Source organism: Burkholderia sp. BCC1999 (genome assembly GCF_905339975.1).
Taxonomy (GTDB): Bacteria; Pseudomonadota; Gammaproteobacteria; order Burkholderiales; family Burkholderiaceae; genus Burkholderia.
Map to the genome: position 1 here is coordinate 151,436 of NZ_CAJPHP010000008.1, position 15,655 is coordinate 167,090.

The 15,655-nt window shown below is 65.9% G+C and carries 16 protein-coding genes; 10 read left to right on the plus strand and 6 right to left on the minus strand.

All coding sequences use genetic code 11. The annotated features are described in order from the left end of the window. The first annotated feature begins 23 nt into the window (after positions 1-23). The gene (locus U5809_RS13635) at positions 24-893 is read left to right on the plus strand and encodes a carbohydrate ABC transporter permease (protein ID WP_282508948.1); all 870 of its coding nucleotides are present in this window, start codon (positions 24-26) and stop codon (positions 891-893) included. Next, positions 890-1,750, plus strand: coding sequence for a carbohydrate ABC transporter permease (locus U5809_RS13640; RefSeq protein WP_176049878.1), 861 nt, complete (start codon positions 890-892; stop codon positions 1,748-1,750). The genes U5809_RS13635 and U5809_RS13640 overlap by 4 nt, the downstream gene beginning before the upstream one ends. Positions 1,751-1,782: 32 nt before the next feature. Here U5809_RS13640 and U5809_RS13645 read toward each other — a convergent pair whose 3' ends face one another. Continuing rightward, the gene (locus tag U5809_RS13645; protein WP_322086893.1) at positions 1,783-2,805 is read right to left on the minus strand and encodes a LacI family DNA-binding transcriptional regulator; all 1,023 of its coding nucleotides are present in this window, start codon (positions 2,803-2,805) and stop codon (positions 1,783-1,785) included. A gap of 6 nt (positions 2,806-2,811) precedes the next feature. On the opposite strand from U5809_RS13645, the gene U5809_RS13650 reads away from it, so the two are divergent. Continuing rightward, entirely contained in the window at positions 2,812-3,732 is a 921-nt protein-coding gene (locus tag U5809_RS13650) for a phosphatidylinositol-specific phospholipase C (protein ID WP_322086894.1), read from the plus strand. Here U5809_RS13650 and U5809_RS13655 read toward each other — a convergent pair. Further along, positions 3,729-4,685, minus strand: a complete 957-nt coding sequence (locus tag U5809_RS13655; RefSeq protein ID WP_322086895.1) for an alpha/beta hydrolase family protein — start codon at positions 4,683-4,685, stop codon at positions 3,729-3,731. The genes U5809_RS13650 and U5809_RS13655 overlap by 4 nt on opposite strands. Positions 4,686-4,739: 54 nt before the next feature. Further along, on the minus strand, positions 4,740-5,351 hold the full coding sequence (locus tag U5809_RS13660; protein WP_322086896.1) for a LysE family translocator: 612 nt from the start codon (positions 5,349-5,351) through the stop codon (positions 4,740-4,742). 87 nt (positions 5,352-5,438) lie between these two features. Here U5809_RS13660 and U5809_RS13665 point away from each other — a divergent pair, with 87 nt between their 5' ends. After that, positions 5,439-5,966 (plus strand): GNAT family N-acetyltransferase, encoded by a 528-nt coding sequence (locus U5809_RS13665; RefSeq protein WP_322086897.1) that lies wholly within the window; start codon positions 5,439-5,441, stop codon positions 5,964-5,966. Between the two features lie 18 nt (positions 5,967-5,984). On the opposite strand, the gene U5809_RS13670 is transcribed toward U5809_RS13665, so the two are convergent. After that, positions 5,985-7,046 carry an alkene reductase gene (locus U5809_RS13670; RefSeq protein WP_322086898.1) on the minus strand — a complete coding sequence of 354 codons (1,062 nt, stop codon included), beginning with the start codon at positions 7,044-7,046 and terminating at the stop codon, positions 5,985-5,987. An 81-nt stretch (positions 7,047-7,127) separates the two neighbouring features. Beyond that, positions 7,128-7,436: an ArsR/SmtB family transcription factor gene (locus U5809_RS13675; RefSeq protein ID WP_006496873.1), complete on the minus strand. Its 309-nt coding sequence runs from the start codon at positions 7,434-7,436 to the stop codon at positions 7,128-7,130. Between the two features lie 572 nt (positions 7,437-8,008). Here U5809_RS13675 and U5809_RS13680 point away from each other — a divergent pair. From U5809_RS13680 to U5809_RS13690, 3 genes are all read left to right on the plus strand, one after another. Next, the gene (locus tag U5809_RS13680) at positions 8,009-9,130 is read left to right on the plus strand and encodes a polyamine ABC transporter substrate-binding protein (RefSeq protein ID WP_282508955.1); all 1,122 of its coding nucleotides are present in this window, start codon (positions 8,009-8,011) and stop codon (positions 9,128-9,130) included. 234 nt (positions 9,131-9,364) lie between these two features. Next, positions 9,365-10,909, plus strand: a complete 1,545-nt coding sequence (locus U5809_RS13685) for a DUF3138 family protein (RefSeq protein WP_322087005.1) — start codon at positions 9,365-9,367, stop codon at positions 10,907-10,909. A 32-nt stretch (positions 10,910-10,941) separates the two neighbouring features. Beyond that, entirely contained in the window at positions 10,942-12,501 is a 1,560-nt protein-coding gene (locus U5809_RS13690) for an agmatine deiminase family protein (protein ID WP_322086899.1), read from the plus strand. A gap of 61 nt (positions 12,502-12,562) precedes the next feature. On the opposite strand, the gene U5809_RS13695 is transcribed toward U5809_RS13690, so the two are convergent. Continuing rightward, positions 12,563-12,892 carry a YdhR family protein gene (locus U5809_RS13695; RefSeq protein ID WP_322086900.1) on the minus strand — a complete coding sequence of 110 codons (330 nt, stop codon included), beginning with the start codon at positions 12,890-12,892 and terminating at the stop codon, positions 12,563-12,565. A 243-nt stretch (positions 12,893-13,135) separates the two neighbouring features. Here U5809_RS13695 and U5809_RS13700 point away from each other — a divergent pair, with 243 nt between their 5' ends. From U5809_RS13700 to U5809_RS13710, 3 genes are all read left to right on the plus strand, one after another. Continuing rightward, positions 13,136-13,447, plus strand: coding sequence for a winged helix-turn-helix transcriptional regulator (locus U5809_RS13700; protein WP_282508959.1), 312 nt, complete (start codon positions 13,136-13,138; stop codon positions 13,445-13,447). A gap of 83 nt (positions 13,448-13,530) precedes the next feature. Next, positions 13,531-14,223, plus strand: coding sequence for an HAD family hydrolase (locus U5809_RS13705; RefSeq protein WP_322086901.1), 693 nt, complete (start codon positions 13,531-13,533; stop codon positions 14,221-14,223). 34 nt (positions 14,224-14,257) lie between these two features. Continuing rightward, positions 14,258-15,610, plus strand: a complete 1,353-nt coding sequence (locus U5809_RS13710) for an MFS transporter (protein ID WP_322086902.1) — start codon at positions 14,258-14,260, stop codon at positions 15,608-15,610. Positions 15,611-15,655: the final 45 nt, after the last annotated feature.

The following is a 15,655-nucleotide window of genomic DNA, read 5'->3' on the forward strand; positions in this document are numbered from 1 at the left end:
AACTCGGCGGCAGGAGGTCGCGCATGAAGTCCTTTGGCCGCAGCCTGCCGTTCGTCGCGCTGCTCGGGCCCGCGCTGCTGGTGCTCGCCGCGCTCGCCCTGTATCCGGTCGCACAGGTGCTGATCGATTCGTTCTGCCAGGTCGACTACTCGGCCGGGCGCCGCGCATTCACCGGGCTTGCGAACTATCGCGCGGTGCTCGGCGACGATGCGTTCACGGCCGGCTTCGGCAACACGCTGCGCTTCACGATCGTCGCGTCGCTGGCCGAAGTCGCGCTGGGCTTCGGTCTCGCGCTGCTGTTCGTGCGCGCGTTTCCGGGGCGGCGCATCGCGCTGCCGCTCGCGATCCTGCCGATGATGCTGTCCACGCTCGTGTGCTCGGCGATCTGGCGCAACTGGCTCAACTTCGACGGCTTCCTGAACGCGCTGCTCGCGGTGTTCGGCATCGACGGCGTGCGCTGGCTGTCCGATCCGCATCTCGCGCTGTGGTCGCTCGCGCTCGTCGACGTATGGCAGTGGACGCCGATGGCGTTCCTGATCGTGCTGGCCGGGTTGCAGTCGATTCCGCAGGAACTGTACGAAGCCGCACGCACCGACGGCGCGAGCGAGTGGCAGTGCCTGCGCGACATCACGCTGCCGCTCGCGGCGCCGCAGATCGGCCTCGCGCTGCTGCTGCGCTCGATCGACACGTTCAAGCTGTTCGACAAGGTCTATGCGCTGACGGGCGGTGGCCCCGGCAATGCGACGCAGACCTTGTCGACCTATATCTACGACACGGGCTTCCGCTTCTTCAACGTCGGGCCGGCGAGCGCCGCGTCGGTGCTGATGCTCGCGGCGTCCGCGGTGCTGGTTTCGGGGTACGTATGGCAGACGGTTCGCAAGCGGCGCGCATGACGGCGCATCCCGCAGGCATCACGGGCGCGCGAACGGGCGCCGCATTCGGTCGCGCGATGCCGTGGGTGTTGCGCATCGTTGCGCTCGCGCTGTTGCTGCTGCCATGCCTGTGGATGGCCGGCGCGGCTTTCATGCCGACGCTCGAACGCCTCGATCATCCGTTGCGAATCTGGCCGGCCGCGCCGACGCTCGAGCATTTCGCATCGGTGTGGTCCAACGGCATTGGCGCGCCGCTGTTCAATTCGCTGCTGGTCGGTTTCGGCACGACGTTGCTGGCGCTGGCGCTCGCGTTTCCGGCCGCGTATGCGCTCGTGCGGCTGCGGTTTCCCGCACGGCTCGACCTGCTGTTTCTGGTGCTCGTGCTCGCGTTGAAGCTGATGCCGCCGATCACGATCGCGGTGCCGTTGTTCGCACTCGCGAAGCGGCTGCACCTGCTCGATTCGACGCTTGGCCTGATGCTCGCGTACCAGATTTATGCGTTGCCGATGGCGATCTGGATGCTGCTCGCGTTCGTGCGCGAAGTGCCAATCGAGTACGAAGAAGCGGCCTGCATCGACGGTGCGGGGCTCGCGCGACGGCTCGTGCAGATCGTGCTGCCGCTGTGCGCGCCGGGGCTGATCGCGACCGCGATCTTCGTGTTCATCGCCGCGTGGAACGAATTCCTGATCGCGCTACTGTTCGTGTCGACGCCGAGCCGTTTCACGCTGCCGCTCGCGATTGCCGGCTACGTGACGGAAAACGGCATCGACTGGGGCGACCTGATGAGCGCGGGGCTGATGGCGTCGCTGCCCACGCTGGCCGTGGCCGGCTATGTGCAGCGCTACCTGTTGCGCGGGTTCGCCGGCGGGCTGAAGTGACGCGCGGCCGCGCCGCGCCCGATTTCACTCCGTCACACGCAGCTGTCCCGTATCACCTGCGTGACCGGCACGACGCGCGTGCGCGACGGGCCGTCGAAGGTCTGCATGCGGTCGGCGAGCAGGTCGATCGCCGCATGCGCGAGGCCGCGCGTGTCCTGCCGCAGCGTCGTCAGCCGATACGCGTCGTACTCGGCGGCCGGGATGTCGTCGAAGCCGATCACGCACAGGTCGTCCGGCACGCGCAACCCGAATTCGCCGCGCGCGACATCGATCACGCCGAGCGCGAGCAGGTCGGACGAGCAGAACACGCCATCGGGCCGTTCGCGCGCCGCGAACAGTCGCCGCGCCGCGTCGATTCCGCTCGCATGGGTGTCGGACGGTGTGTCGATCACGTGCGCGAGCGTCGCGTCGAACGCATCGCCTTGCCCGATCGCGTGTTCGAATGCCGTGGCGCGCGACCGCGCGCTGTAGCTGGCGCAGCGCGGCCCGACGAACGCGAGCCGGCGCGCGCCGGCCCGCACGAGCCGCTGCGCCGCATGGACGGCGCCCGCCGCGTTGTCGCTGACGACGACATCGGCGCCCGGCAGGTTCGCCTCGCGGTTGATCATCACGACCGGAATCCGGTGTTCGAGATACTGCTGCGCGACCGACAGCGGCGGCGACGCGGACGTCATCACGAGCCCCGCGATCCGGTAGCTGAGCAGTTGTTCGAGCGATTGTCGGACCTGGCGCGGATCTTCCGCGTTGGTCACGAGCGGCGTAAGCGCACGCTGCCCGAGCGTGGCCATCAGGTCCGACAGCAACCGTGCGCGGAACGGGTTCTCGAACCCGGCCGTCACGACGCCGATCATGCTGCTGCGCTGCGTGATCATGTCGCGCGCGATCAGGTTGACCTGGTAGCCGAGCGCGCGCGCGGCGACCATCACGCGTTCGCGCGTCTGCGGTGCGATGCTTGCCGTCGGCGAAAATGCGCGCGACACCGCGGAGCGCGAGACACCGGCCCGCGCCGCGACATCCGACGCCGTCACCCACGGTTTTCTTTCCTTGTCATTCATCGATTCATGATCCCTTCGAGCCACGAAACGTGCATGCCGCTCGCCGACTGGATGTCGGCGCTCGACGATGCGCGGCTGCTGCATACGCTGACCCTACCGGGCAGCCATGACACCTGTGCGTATACGGTCGACGATTTACTCGTGCGCACGCAGCGCACGCCGCTCGACGCGCAGCTCGCGCATGGCGTGCGGCTGCTCGACATCCGCTGCCGGCACGTGCGCGATGCATTCGACATTCATCACGGCGGCATCGCGCTCGGGATGACGTTCGACGACGTGCTGGCAACCTGTGCGCGCTTTCTCGACGAACATCCGCGCGAATGCATCGTGATGTCGGTGAAGGATGAATGGCCGGCGCAGGCATGCACGCGCAGCTTCGACGCGACGTTCGATGCGCATCGCGCGCGGCATCCGCGGTTGCGCTGGCATGCCGGCGGCACGCTGCCCGCGCTCGGCGACGTGCGCGGCGCGATCGTGCTGCTGCGGCGTTTTCGCAGCGGCCGGCCGCTCGGCATCGACCTGACCGCGTGGCCCGACAACGCGACGTTCACGATCGATCATCCTGACGGCGCGTTCGTGATCCAGGATGAATATCGTGTGCCGGTGGCGGCATCGATCGCGTGGAAGTGGCGTGCGATCGACGCGCTGCTGACGCACCTGCCGTTGCCGGACAGCGGCCGCTGGGCGATCAGCTTCTGCAGCGGGACGGGGATGGGCGCGAATCCGTCGGTCGTTGCACACGGTGACGGCAGGGTGCAGGGCATTCATGCGCGACTGGCCGAACGGTTGCGCGAGCAGCGCGGCCCGTATGGCGCGATGCTGCTCGATTTCTGCGATGACGACGACTGGGCGCTGGTGCGTGCGCTGATCGCGTGCAACGACCATGCGCCGTCACCGGGTGCGTGGCGCCGGACGTTTCGCTGCTAGCGCAGATTCGCGGTGAAGAACGCGAGCGCGCTGGCGTCGAGCGTCCGGTGAAAGGCGGCGCGATCGAATTCGCCGGCGTCGACGCACACGCGCGGTGCTATTTTTTTCAATGCGTCGGAACACGGCGCGACGAACGCGAAATGCGCGGCATCCCGAACGACGTGAAATTCCGGCCGCTGAGGCAACAGGCCGGCCAGCGCGGGGAGGGTGGCCGGCTCGACGCCGTCGCCGCCTTCCTCCGATGCCCAGAGCTGGATCGGCCCGTGGACATCCTTTACCGTGTCGGCGCTCGGAAATTCGTCGAGCGGATCGGCCAGCACGTAGGCCTTGATTCGCGGGTCGTGTGTCAGCGGCGGCAGGACGAGGTCGCGGTCGCGAATCTGCTGGCAGATGAGCAAGGTCGGGTCCGTGCACGCGACCGGCGCATGCACGTAATCGGGATTGCCGCCGGCCAGCACCAGCCCGGTGTAACCGCCGCGCGAAAAACCGAAGAAGCCGATCCGGGCCGGGTCGATTCGAGCGGCCTCGGTCGAGTTGACGAGCATGTAGTCGATCAGGCGCTTGATGTCGACGGGGCGTTCGACGAACTCGTGAATGTCGGCCGCATGGCTCATGTCGAGCGCCGTGTCGCCGGGATGGTTGATGGCCGCGACCACATAGCCTGCGTCGGCGAGCGTTTCCGGAAGATCGTGGTGGTCGAGGAACGTGCCGCCGTGGCCGTGCGAGATCACGACGAGCGGCAGCTTGTCGCCGACGGTCGGGCAGTCTCGATTCCCTTTCAATTCGTAGGGGCCGATCGTGAGCGTCTGAGCGGCGTCCGAGCAGGGCGTCCACACGACTGCCTTCAGTTCAGGGCCGCCGGCGTCGGCCGGAATCCGGACGAACTTGATGCCGGCCGCGTGCGCGACCGTGGCGGACAGGCAGAGGAGGAGAGCCGGCAGCCAGGTTTTCATGTGCAGTCCTGAGGCAAGGGCAGCGGGCGCGCGATGCGCGCCGGAACGGGGCGCTTACCGCGTCGCGATCGCCACCGCCGCACCGGCCATCGCCGCCGCGCTCGTGCGATTCGCCATCCGTTTCGCACGCGTCGACGTCAGGAACGCGCGTGCGCGCGACGCGAGCAGCGACCAGAAGCAGTCGGCAAGGATCAACACGGCGAGCATCGTACCGACCAGCTCGGCCCACGCAGCGATACCGACGTGCGTGAGGTCGACGATGGTCGGCAGCAACGCGAGATAGAACACCATGATCTTCGGGTTGCCGAGCGTCACGAGCATGCCGGCGACGAACATGCGCCACGACGACTGACCGCGCGGCAGGTCGTCCGCACCCGTGTCGGTCGGCGCGGTCCACATCTTCCATGCAAGAAACAGCAGGTACGCGACGCCGAGCAGCTTCAGCACGACCAGGCCCGTCGCGAACGTGCGCGCAAACGCGGACAGCCCCGCGACCGCGAGTGTGAGCCACAGCGCTTCGCCGAGCCACATCGCCGCAAGGAACGGCAGCACGTCGCGTACGCCGTTCGTCAGCACCCGTGCGACGAGCGCGGCGACGCTCGGCCCGGGCGTGCCGGCGGTGACGAGCAGCGCGAAGGCGAAGACGGCGAGAGCGGATAGCGTCATGGCGAGCCTCGTGGGTCGGGCGTTAGAAACGTATGAAGTTTCGATTATAGTGACGGCCGTTCCAGACTGTCTGCCTGAATTGCCGCCATGACTGCATCGATCCTGATCCGTCCCGCCACGCGGGAAGACGCGGCCGCGATGGCCGCCGTGGAAGTCGCCGCCGCGCAGCGGTTTCGCGACATCGGCATGACCGACATCGCCGACGGCGAGCCGACCGACGCGGCCGCCGTGCTTGTGCGCATCGACGATGGCCGCGCGTATGTCGCGGTCGATGCGCGGGGCGCGTGCGTCGGGTTTGCGTTCTACCGGCTGCTCGATGCGCGGCGGCTGTATCTGGAGGAACTGGATGTCGCGCCGTCGCATGCCGGGCAGCGGATCGGTGCGCGCCTGATCGAGCAGGTGATGACGCGCGCGGCGCAGGAGCACGTCGAGCAGGTCGTGCTGTCGACGTTTCGCGATGCGCCGTGGAATGCACCGTACTACGCGCGCCTCGGTTTCAGCATCGTCGACGATGCATCGCTCGACGATGCGCTGCGCGCGATCCGCGCGCACCACGTCGCGCTCGGTCTCGACGAAACACGGCGCGTGTTCATGCGCGCGGACGTGCGCGCCTGAACACGTGCTGCCCGGCCGTCAGGCCGCGTCGCTCAGCGCCGGGTAATCGGTGTAACCCGTTTCGCCTTCCGCATAGAACGTCTCCGGCACCGGCTTGTTGAGCGGTGCGCCGAGTTCGAGGCGGCGCGGCAGGTCCGGGTTCGCGATGAACAGCTTGCCCCACGCGATCGCGTCGGCGCTGCCGCTTGCGAGCGCGGCCTGCGCGGTCTCGAGCGTGAACTGCTCGTTCGCGATCAGCGGGCCGCCGAACGCTTCCTTCAGCCGCGGGCTCAGATGGTCGCCCGAATACGATTCACGCGTGAAGATGAACGCGATCTTGCGGCGGCCGAGCTCGCGCGCGACGTAACCGAACGTTGCCGCCGGATCGGAATCGCCCATCGTGTGCGCGTCGCCGCGCGGCGCGAGGTGCACGCCGACACGGCCGGCGCCCCACACGTCGATCGCCGCGTCGACCACTTCGAGCAGCAGGCGTGCGCGGTTTTCGATCGGGCCGCCGTACGCATCGGTGCGGCGGTTGGTGCTGTCCTGCAGGAACTGGTCGAGCAGGTAGCCGTTTGCGCCGTGGATCTCGACGCCGTCGAAGCCGGCCGCCTTCGCGTTCTCGGCACCCTTGCGGTAGGCGGCGACGATGCCCGGGATCTCGTCGAGTTCGAGTGCGCGCGGCGTCACGTACGGGCGCTGCGGACGCACGAGGCTCACGTGGCCGCCTGCGGCGATCGCGCTCGGCGCGACGGGCAGGTCGCCGTTCAGGAACACCGGATCGGAGATCCGGCCCACGTGCCAGAGCTGCAGCACGATGCGGCCGCCGGCCGCGTGCACGGCCTGCGTCACCTGCTTCCATCCTTCGACCTGCTGGTCGGACCAGATGCCCGGCGTGTCCGCATAGCCGACGCCCTGCGGCGTGACCGACGTTGCTTCGGTAATGATCAGGCCGGCCGATGCGCGCTCGGTGTAATAGCGCGCCATCAGTGCGTTCGGCACGCGCGCCTCGCCCGCACGGGAGCGGGTGAGCGGCGCCATCACGATGCGGTTCGGCAGGGTCAGGTCGCCGAGGGTAACAGGATCGAACAGCGTAGGCATGGCAGAAAACCTCTTCACGAAAGGCGGGAGCACCGTCGCGTCATGTGCGGCGGCGCACCGCATGGCCGGTTGGGCCGTTGGCTAGAGTTCGCGGCGCAGGGCGTCGTGAAATGCGTCGATGACGGCCTCGTTGCGCTGGAAAAACGCCCACTGGCCGATCCGCGTCGACGTCACGAGCCCCGCGCGTTGCAGCGTGGCGAGGTGCGCGGAGACGGTCGACTGCGACAGCCCGCAGCGCGCATCGATCTGGCCCGCGCAGACGCCGTGTTCGTACGGCAGCGTCTGTTGCGGGAAATGCTCGCCGGGCGTTTTCAGCCAGACGAGGATTTCCCGGCGCACGGGGTTCGAGAGCGCTTTCAGGATGGCGTCGATGTCGAGTTCGGTCGGCATGGAAGGGTGTGGCGTTTCGGTCGGGCAAACGGGTATCGTCGATGGGCGAATCTTATATCGTAAATCGACGATATGCACGAAGGCACTGTTATCAATGGGGTTGATAGGCGCCGACGGCATGGCCGGATGCACTTGTCGGGATGCGTGAGGGAGGTTTTCGTGTCGGACCCGGATTGCGCACCGGCCGGGGTGCGTGCCGAGCGCGATCGAGATATGAGGGAAATTGATCGAATCAAGCAAAAAACATCAATTTTCACCAGGAATTGTTCTACCCACAATGGCTCACTCGTCGGCCAGGCGAGTACAGCGACACCTGACGGGCAGCGGGTTCCATTCAGTCCCGTTGCCGTTCATATCATCCGATTATATAGGACTAGAAAGCAAATTGTCATCGGATTGCGATGCAAGAGAAAGCATCAAGGGAGCCCGTACGCCGCTGCGTCTTGTCGTCGGCACGGATTCGCGACTGCACGGGCAGGGACGATTCGTACGGAGTGCACCGATCGCGTTCCGGCTTCTTTCAATTTGCCGTCGACCCTCACGCCGATCCATTACCTTCAAGGAAAACAGCAATGCGCTTCTGTCATCTTCGCCAGCAGGTCGCGGGTGTTGCGCTCGTTGCAATTGCAGGACTTCTTCCATGCTGTTCGCTGCCGGCGCTCGCGGCCGCTCCCGAGCTCAACGTCTACAACTGGTCCGACTACATCGCCAGGGACACGATCCCGAACTTCGAGAAGGCGTCCGGCATTCACGTGCGGTACGACAACTACGACAGCGACGACACGCTTCAGGCCAAGCTGCTGGCCGGGAGTTCAGGTTATGACATCGTGGTGCCGTCGTCGCTGTACATGGCGAGGCAGATTCAGGCCGGCATGCTGCAGAAGCTCGACAAGTCGAAAATCCCGAACCTCAGGCATCTCGACCCGGTCCTGATGAAAATGATCGCGGATGTCGACCCGGGCACGCAGTACGGCGTGCCCTGGGCGTTCGGCACGGACGGGATCGGCTACAACGTCCAGGAAGTGAAGAAAGCACTGGGCGACAACGCACCCGTCGACAGCTGGGCACTCGTGTACGACGTGGATAACGTGTCGAAGCTGAAGCAGTGCGGCGTGTCGTTCCTGGATCAGGCCGCCGATGCGTTCGCGAGCGCGTTGCAGTATCTGCACAAGGATCCGAACAGCGCGAATCCCGCCGACTATCAGGCTGCCTTCGATTTGCTGAAGAAGGTGCGCCCGTACATCACCCAGTTCAACTCGTCGGGATACATCAACGACCTCGCCAACAACGATGTCTGCGTCGCGATCGGCTGGTCGGGTGACGTGGGCATCGCGCGGCGGCGCGCGGCAGATGCGAAGCGGTCCTACGAAATCCGCTTCTCGAACGTCAAGGAAGGCGGCCTGATGTGGTTCGACATGATGGCGATTCCGAAGGATGCGCCCCATCCCGAAGCAGCCATGAAGTGGATCGACTATATCGAAGACCCGAAGGTCAATGCGGCGATCACCAACGAAGTGTTCTATCCGAGCGCAAACCGTGCCGCCCGAGCGCTCGTCGACGCCGTCGTGTCACGGGATCCAAGTGTGTATCCGCCCGACGACGTGCTGCGCAAGATGACGCTGATGAAGCCGGTGCCGATCGAAATCGTCCGTCTCGAGAACCGCCTCTGGGCGCAACTGAAGGCCGGACGCTGACGGCGTCGCACAGCGCGGCTGCGGCAAGCGCCGCTTGCCGTGCGCACTGAAACCGCAGTCACGCCGGACTGCCTGCGCCGGTTGCGAGCGGGCGCATTCCTCGAACGCCCCACACCCTGTGAGCCGCCTCGCGCACCTTGCACGGGAGCGTTCGTGTTCGCGCCAGCCGAACACTTGGCTTCGACAGCCCGGCCAAAGCGGCATAACCGCAATAAAAAAACATGGAGACTTCGTATGAGAAGAAAGCTGATCGGTTTGCTGGTGGCGGGCTGTCTGCCCGGTGTCGCGGCGGCGAACACCCTGTCTGACCAGATCCGGGCGTTGCAGGCGCAACTCGACGTATTGCAGAAAGAGGTGGCGGGATTGCGGGCGCACGCGTCGGACAGATCGGCAGGCGTCGAGCCCGCGCCAGCACCGATCGATCCTTCGTCGCCTGCCTACGGCAAAGCGCAGGCGGCGCTCACCAACGACGACGTCGCGGCCATGAAGCAACAGCTTGCCGTCCAGCAACTGAAGGTGAACACGCTCGAGGACGCGGCGAATACCGGCCCGATCGCGGGCCTCTCGGTAACGGGCTACATCGATCCGACCTATGTGTACAACCGCGCGCAAGGCGGTTCGTCGTTCCTGTTCGCCAATCACGAAAATACCGGCGGCTACTTCAACAGCACGTTCGGCGATCTGTACCTGGACATCAAGAAGACCTTCGGTGTCGGGCCGATGGCGCCATCGGCCGAAATCACGCTGATGCCCAATCGAGGCAACGGCATCACGCTGATGCAGAACGAGCATGGTCAGATCGGCAACAACATCCTGAATACGGCGGTCGTCAGTGTGCCGCTCACCGGCACGACGACGTTCGTCGCGGGCCTGATGCCCAGCTTCGGCGGCTACGAAGTGCAGCAGTCGAATCAGATGCTCACGCTGACCCACAACCTGCTGTACGACTTTTCCGACCCCGGCAGCTATGTCGGCCTCGGTGCGAACTACACGAAGGGTAGCTGGACCTGGAAGTTCTTGCTCGGCAATGAACAGTACCGGACCAATGGCGCCGTCACGCAGACGGGCACCAATGCGCTGGGCGATCCGGTCACGACCAGCAACAAGGTACCGACGTTTACCGCACGCGCAGATTACGCATGGTCCAGTGCGCTCGATATCGGCGCGTCGTTCAACATCGGCCGGCAGACGTTGCCGAGTGCCGTCAACCCCGCGACCGGTGCCGTGAACTATGGCATCGGCGGTCAGGCGCCCAGTGGATTCGGCGCATTCTTCTTCTCGGAAGCCGATCTGACTTATCAGCTCGCCGACGTTCAGTACAACGCAGAAATCGACTACGGCCAGCAGCAGAATGCCGCGTTCAATGGCGGCCAGGCGCAATGGTATGGCATTTCGCTGCTCGCGCACCGCAAGTTCAGCCTGCCGGGCGTCGGCAGGATGGGCGCGACGCTCCGCTACGACTTCCTCGCCGACAGCAAGAACGGCGGCGGTGGCGGCGGTGTCGCGCTGAACGGGCAGGGGCGCGACCCGTACAACGGCTTCGGTATCGGTGCGGACTGTTTCGCCAATTCGCAGGCAAGCGGTGGCATGGGCCTTCAGTGCAAGGGTTCGAATCGTCAGGACGTCGCGCTCGATCTGCTGTTTTTCCCGACCGCCCAGATCACGGTGAAGGTCGAGTATCGACACGACTGGGCCAATAACAAGGTGTTCCTGCGAAACGACGGCTCGTACAGCAAGAGCAACGACTTGCTCGCGACGCAGTTCATCTACTCGTTCTAGCGCCGGACAACGCGCTGTCGTGCCGGCCGCCGGTGATTCACCGTCGGCCGGATCCATCCAGTTGGTTCATTGCTTATGGAGATGCCATGAAAAACAAGCGCACCAAACTGTCGTGTGCGGTAACCGGCGACGCGTCGCTCACGCGTCGCGGCTTTATCAAGGGATCGGCGGTGCTGCTCGGCGCGTCGTGGGTGGGCGCGCTGGCGGGATGTGGCGGCGATGATGCATCGACGAATCCCGCGGCGCTTCGCGCGTCCAGGCGCCAGGCGGCCAATCCGGCGGCGTATCTGCTGCCGGGCGAGGATGCGCCGCACTCGGCGACGTACATGGCATTTGCGTCGGGCTCGGAAGGCATCTGGACGCCGCTCACCGCGCAGAGCACGGATGCGGGTATCGACCGCGTTCGTGCCGATCTGATGGACGTCGCGAAGGCGATCGGCACCTACGAGCCGGTCAACATGCTGGTGCTGCCGGTCGACCTGAGTGCCGCTCAGGCGCTGCTGGCGACGGCCAGTGGCGCGAACCCCGCGATCCACGCCAACTACCTGGCGCGCGGAGCAGGCGTGGGTGGCGTCAACCTGATTGCGCTGGCCGATGGCTTCGACGATCTGTGGACGCGCGACACCGGCTGTGTCTTCGTGAAGGATACGGCCAATGGCAATGCATTGTGCGCGGTAAACTTCAACTTCAACGGCTGGGGCAATGCGAACACGGACGGCTTGAACCTCAATGCGGGAATGACGGTGCCGCCTGCCGTTGCCGCCAGCAGCAACAAGTCCAAGGCCGGCAAATTCTTCCAGCCGTTCGCCAATGACCGTACGCTGGCGGGATGGATGGCGCAGGCAAACAACGCGACGCTGATACAGAGTACGTTGACGCTGGAAGGCGGCGCGATCGAATTCGACGGGGAAGCGACGGCGATCCTGACCGAATCCGCCGTGCTGCACGTCAGCCGCAATCCGCAGCTGTTCAGTATTCCGGGTGGCGTCGTCGCCAACGCGACACTGCTGCCGACGGCCAAAGACACGGTGCTCGCGGAACTGCAGCGCACGCTCGGCGTGCAGAAGATCATCTGGATTCCCGGAACGGCGATCTTTCCGCAAGGCTGCGGAGCCGGTGGGCAAGGCGGCGCCGCTACGCCGGCAAACGAGACCGACATCACGAACGGGCATGTCGATTTCTACGCGAAGTTCCTTGCTCCGGGCGTCGTCGCGTACTGCTATGACGCGTCGAATTCGATGGGGGAGCGGGCGCTGAGCGAAGCCAACTGGCAGCGCCTGAACAATCAGACGGACGCCAGCGGGCGAACGCTGCAATTGATCGAACTGACGACGCCGGCAAACTACGGGACCTCGAACGGCGTGACGTTGACCACGCGCCAGACGACGAACTTCGCGGCCGGCTACATCAACTTCTACAAATGCAACGGCGCGATCATCATGCCGAAATTCAACGATGCCTCGGCCGACTCCGCTGCGCTGACGGCGATCCAGCCGTATGCGGGTTCGCGGGATATCGTTCAGGTCGATATTCTGGGCATTGCGTCAGGGGGCGGCGGCGTGCATTGCGCGACACGCGAAGTTCCCGCGTAGACGGGCGCCCGGCACAAGCGCAAAGCCGCCCGTCACGGACCGTCGCGGGCGGCAAATCGCTTCAATCGGTCGGTGCCGTCCCCACGATCTCGTACCGCCCTTGCGTCGCATCGACGTGCGCGAGCGTATCGAGCACGCGTATCACGGGCGGGTGGCCGTACACCCGCTCGACCATCGTCTTGTATTCGTCGCCGTGCCAGCGTGCCGCGGCTTCTCGCGTGCGCCACACGTACACGCCGCCGCCTTCGTGCGTGGCCGCGTCGTAAAAGTACCACTTGTGCAACAGATCCGGGTTCTGCGCCCACTTCGCCGCGGTGCTTTCATAGCGCATCTTCAACGTGGCGACATCGACGTCGGGTTGCAGCTTGAAGAAGACGATTTCGGTAATCACGCTCAATCCTTCGTAGGAAAATTGCGGAAGCGAAACACTCGCGCTGTTGCTCGAGACGGGAGCCGTGCTGCCTGCGCTTCAAGCGCCTTCGTGGTAGCGTAGGCACCGCGCTTTAAAAAGTAAAGCAGAAGCGAGGCTCGATTCGAGCCGTTGACTCTGCCTGTCGATTGCTTTAAAAAGTAAAGCATGACGACACCAAGAATCGGACAACGCGTTCGCGGATCGACGACAGGGCGGCCCATCATGGTCGTGCTGGATCTGCTCGGGCGCCGCACCGCGCTGCGCATCCTGTGGGAACTGCGCGGCTCGCCGCTCACGTTCCGCGCATTGCAGGAAGCCTGCGAAACGAATGCGCGCCTGCTCAACACGCGGCTGGCCGAGCTCAAGGCGTCGGGCCTCGTCGAGCACGGAGAGGGCGGTTATTGCATGACTGCCGAAGGCCGGCGGCTCGAAGCGGCGCTGCAGCCGTTGCTGGGGTGGGCAAGACAGTGGGCGAAGCGCGACCCGGACGGCTTGGACGCGGCCGATCGCGAGCAATCCGGTCAGGCGCGCTGATCGTCCGCACCCGGGTGCGTCTTGCGACATCGTTCCGGGTCACGCGTCGAGCGCGATCCATTTTTTGTTCGCGGAGTCTTTTCATGTCTGTTCGCGCCGTCATCTTCGACTTCGATCTGACGCTGGCGGATTCGTCCGCGGCGATCATCGAATGCACGGAATACGCGTTGCATCAGCTTGGCGCGGCAGGCGCGACGCCGGCGCAGATCGACGCCGTGATCGGGCTGACGCTGCCGCAGATGTTCCACTCGTTGACGGACGAAACCGAACCGGCGCGGGCCGACGCGTTCGCGCGGCACTTCGTGGCACGTGCCGACGAGATCATGGTGCCCGGTACGCGCATCTATCCCGAGGTGCCGCCGCTGCTCGCGCAGTTGCGTGAGCAGGGGCTCGCGGTCGCGATCGTGTCGTCCAAGTTTCGCTACCGGATCGAGGCGATTCTCGAACGCAACGGTTTGCACACGCTGGTCGACGTGTTGATCGGCGGGGAAGACGTGCAGCGTCACAAGCCGGATCCCGAAGGGCTCGTGCAGGCACTCGCGCGGCTCGATCTACCGGCCCGCGCGGCGATCTACGTAGGCGACCATGAGGTGGACGCGCAGGCTGCCGAGCGCGCCGGCGTGTCGTTCGTCGGCGCGGTGACCGGCATGACGTCGTTCGACGCGTGGGCGCGCGCGGGCAAGCAGGCGGTCCCCACGCATATCGGCGAACTGGCCGAGATCGTGCGGCGGATGCAGCGCGAGCCGGGCCAGGCGTCCGGCCCGCACGACGCCTGACGCCCGATTCGGGAGCCGCACGATGCCGCGCCACGTGAACCATCTCCGCTGGAAGATCGTCGCGTTGCTGGTCGCGCCGTTGACCTTCGTGATGACGCTCGATCGCGCGGCGATGGCCGTGGCCGCGCCGACGATCCAGGGCGAACTCGGCCTGTCGATCGTCGAGATGTCGATGATCCTGACGATCTACTTCTGGGCCTATGCGATCGGCCAGATTCCGGCCGGACGCGCGGCCGAACGCTTCGGGTCGCGCAGTGTGCTGTTCGGCACGAGCACGCTGTGGTCGCTGATGATGATCGTCACGCCGTTCGGCAGTTCGTTCGCCTGGCTGTTCGGTTGCCGGCTGGTGCTCGGCGGCGCGCAGTCGGCCGACTGGTCGAGCAGCGTCGTCGCGCTCAAGCGCTGGTTTCCGGCCGGCGAGCGCGCGAAAGGCAACGCGGTGCTGCTCGCGGGGCTGTATCTGGGCCCGATCGTATCGGCGCCGCTTACGGCCTGGACGATCGTCCATTTCGGCTGGCATGCCGTCTTCTACGGATTCGGCGCGCTCGGCCTGCTGCTCGGCGCGATCTGGTGGTTCTGCTACCGCGATGCGCCGGCGTCGCATCCGCTCATCACCCAGGCCGAAGCCGACTACATCGCGGCCGGCCAGCCGCCCGGCCATACGGCCGTGTCGGGTTCGCTCGTGCGTTGCCTGCGGTTGGGGCGCTTCTGGATCTTCGGCATCCAGTATTTCCTGCTCGTGCTGATCCAGAGCTTCTACACGACGTGGCTGCCGACCTACCTGATGCGCGCGCGCGGGCTGTCGCTGAAAGCGATGGGGGTGTACGCGTCGCTGCCGTGGGTTGCCGTGTTCGTGGCGGTATTCGTCGCGGGCGCCGTCAGCGACCGGTTACTGAGGAAAACGGGCTCGATCTACTGGGCGCGCACGCCGGTCGCGATCGCGGGATTCGTCGTGAGCGCGCTGGCACTGGTCGCCGCGTCGCGTGCGGAGGCGATGGCCGCGGTCATCGCGCTGCTGTGCCTGTCGTTTGCGGCCGTCGGGTTCGTGCAGGTCGTCGTGTGGTCGGCCGCGCAGGATCTCGGGCGGCCGTTTGCCGGCGTGATGTCGGGCTGGACCAACGTGTGGGGCGCGCTGTCGAACGTCGCGGGCCCGATGGCGCTCGCGCTCGTCGTCAAGATCACCGGCAGCTGGGGCAGCGGGATGGTCGTGATCGGCGCCGCGGCGGCTTGCGGTGCGGTGCTGTGGCTGTTCGTGCATCCCGAGCGCGCGTTGCTTGCCGTGGCGGCGGGCGGCTTGCCGCCGGCGGCAGGGGGCCGGAACGCGCCGCGCGGCGACGTGGGCAAAACCCGGGCCGACGCCGGGCGGGTTTCCGAACCGGCCGACTGAGCCGTATTGCGCAACGGCCCGGCAGCGCGCGACGGATTCTGCGAC

Excerpts from the sequence above, each read along its gene's own strand:
- U5809_RS13680 (WP_282508955.1), top strand. The coding sequence starts at position 8,009 with ATGCGCTTCTGTCATCTTCGCCAGCAGGTCGCGGGTGTTGCGCTCGTT.
- U5809_RS13675 (WP_006496873.1), bottom strand. The coding sequence starts at position 7,436 with ATGCCGACCGAACTCGACATCGACGCCATCCTGAAAGCGCTCTCGAAC.
- U5809_RS13640 (WP_176049878.1), top strand. The coding sequence starts at position 890 with ATGACGGCGCATCCCGCAGGCATCACGGGCGCGCGAACGGGCGCCGCA.
- U5809_RS13650 (WP_322086894.1), top strand. The coding sequence starts at position 2,812 with ATGATCCCTTCGAGCCACGAAACGTGCATGCCGCTCGCCGACTGGATG.
- U5809_RS13705 (WP_322086901.1), top strand. The coding sequence starts at position 13,531 with ATGTCTGTTCGCGCCGTCATCTTCGACTTCGATCTGACGCTGGCGGAT.
- U5809_RS13685 (WP_322087005.1), top strand. The coding sequence starts at position 9,365 with ATGAGAAGAAAGCTGATCGGTTTGCTGGTGGCGGGCTGTCTGCCCGGT.
- U5809_RS13655 (WP_322086895.1), bottom strand. The coding sequence starts at position 4,685 with ATGAAAACCTGGCTGCCGGCTCTCCTCCTCTGCCTGTCCGCCACGGTC.
- U5809_RS13645 (WP_322086893.1), bottom strand. The coding sequence starts at position 2,805 with ATGAATGACAAGGAAAGAAAACCGTGGGTGACGGCGTCGGATGTCGCG.
- U5809_RS13660 (WP_322086896.1), bottom strand. The coding sequence starts at position 5,351 with ATGACGCTATCCGCTCTCGCCGTCTTCGCCTTCGCGCTGCTCGTCACC.
- U5809_RS13635 (WP_282508948.1), top strand. The coding sequence starts at position 24 with ATGAAGTCCTTTGGCCGCAGCCTGCCGTTCGTCGCGCTGCTCGGGCCC.
- U5809_RS13700 (WP_282508959.1), top strand. The coding sequence starts at position 13,136 with ATGGTCGTGCTGGATCTGCTCGGGCGCCGCACCGCGCTGCGCATCCTG.
- U5809_RS13670 (WP_322086898.1), bottom strand. The coding sequence starts at position 7,046 with ATGCCTACGCTGTTCGATCCTGTTACCCTCGGCGACCTGACCCTGCCG.
- U5809_RS13665 (WP_322086897.1), top strand. The coding sequence starts at position 5,439 with ATGACTGCATCGATCCTGATCCGTCCCGCCACGCGGGAAGACGCGGCC.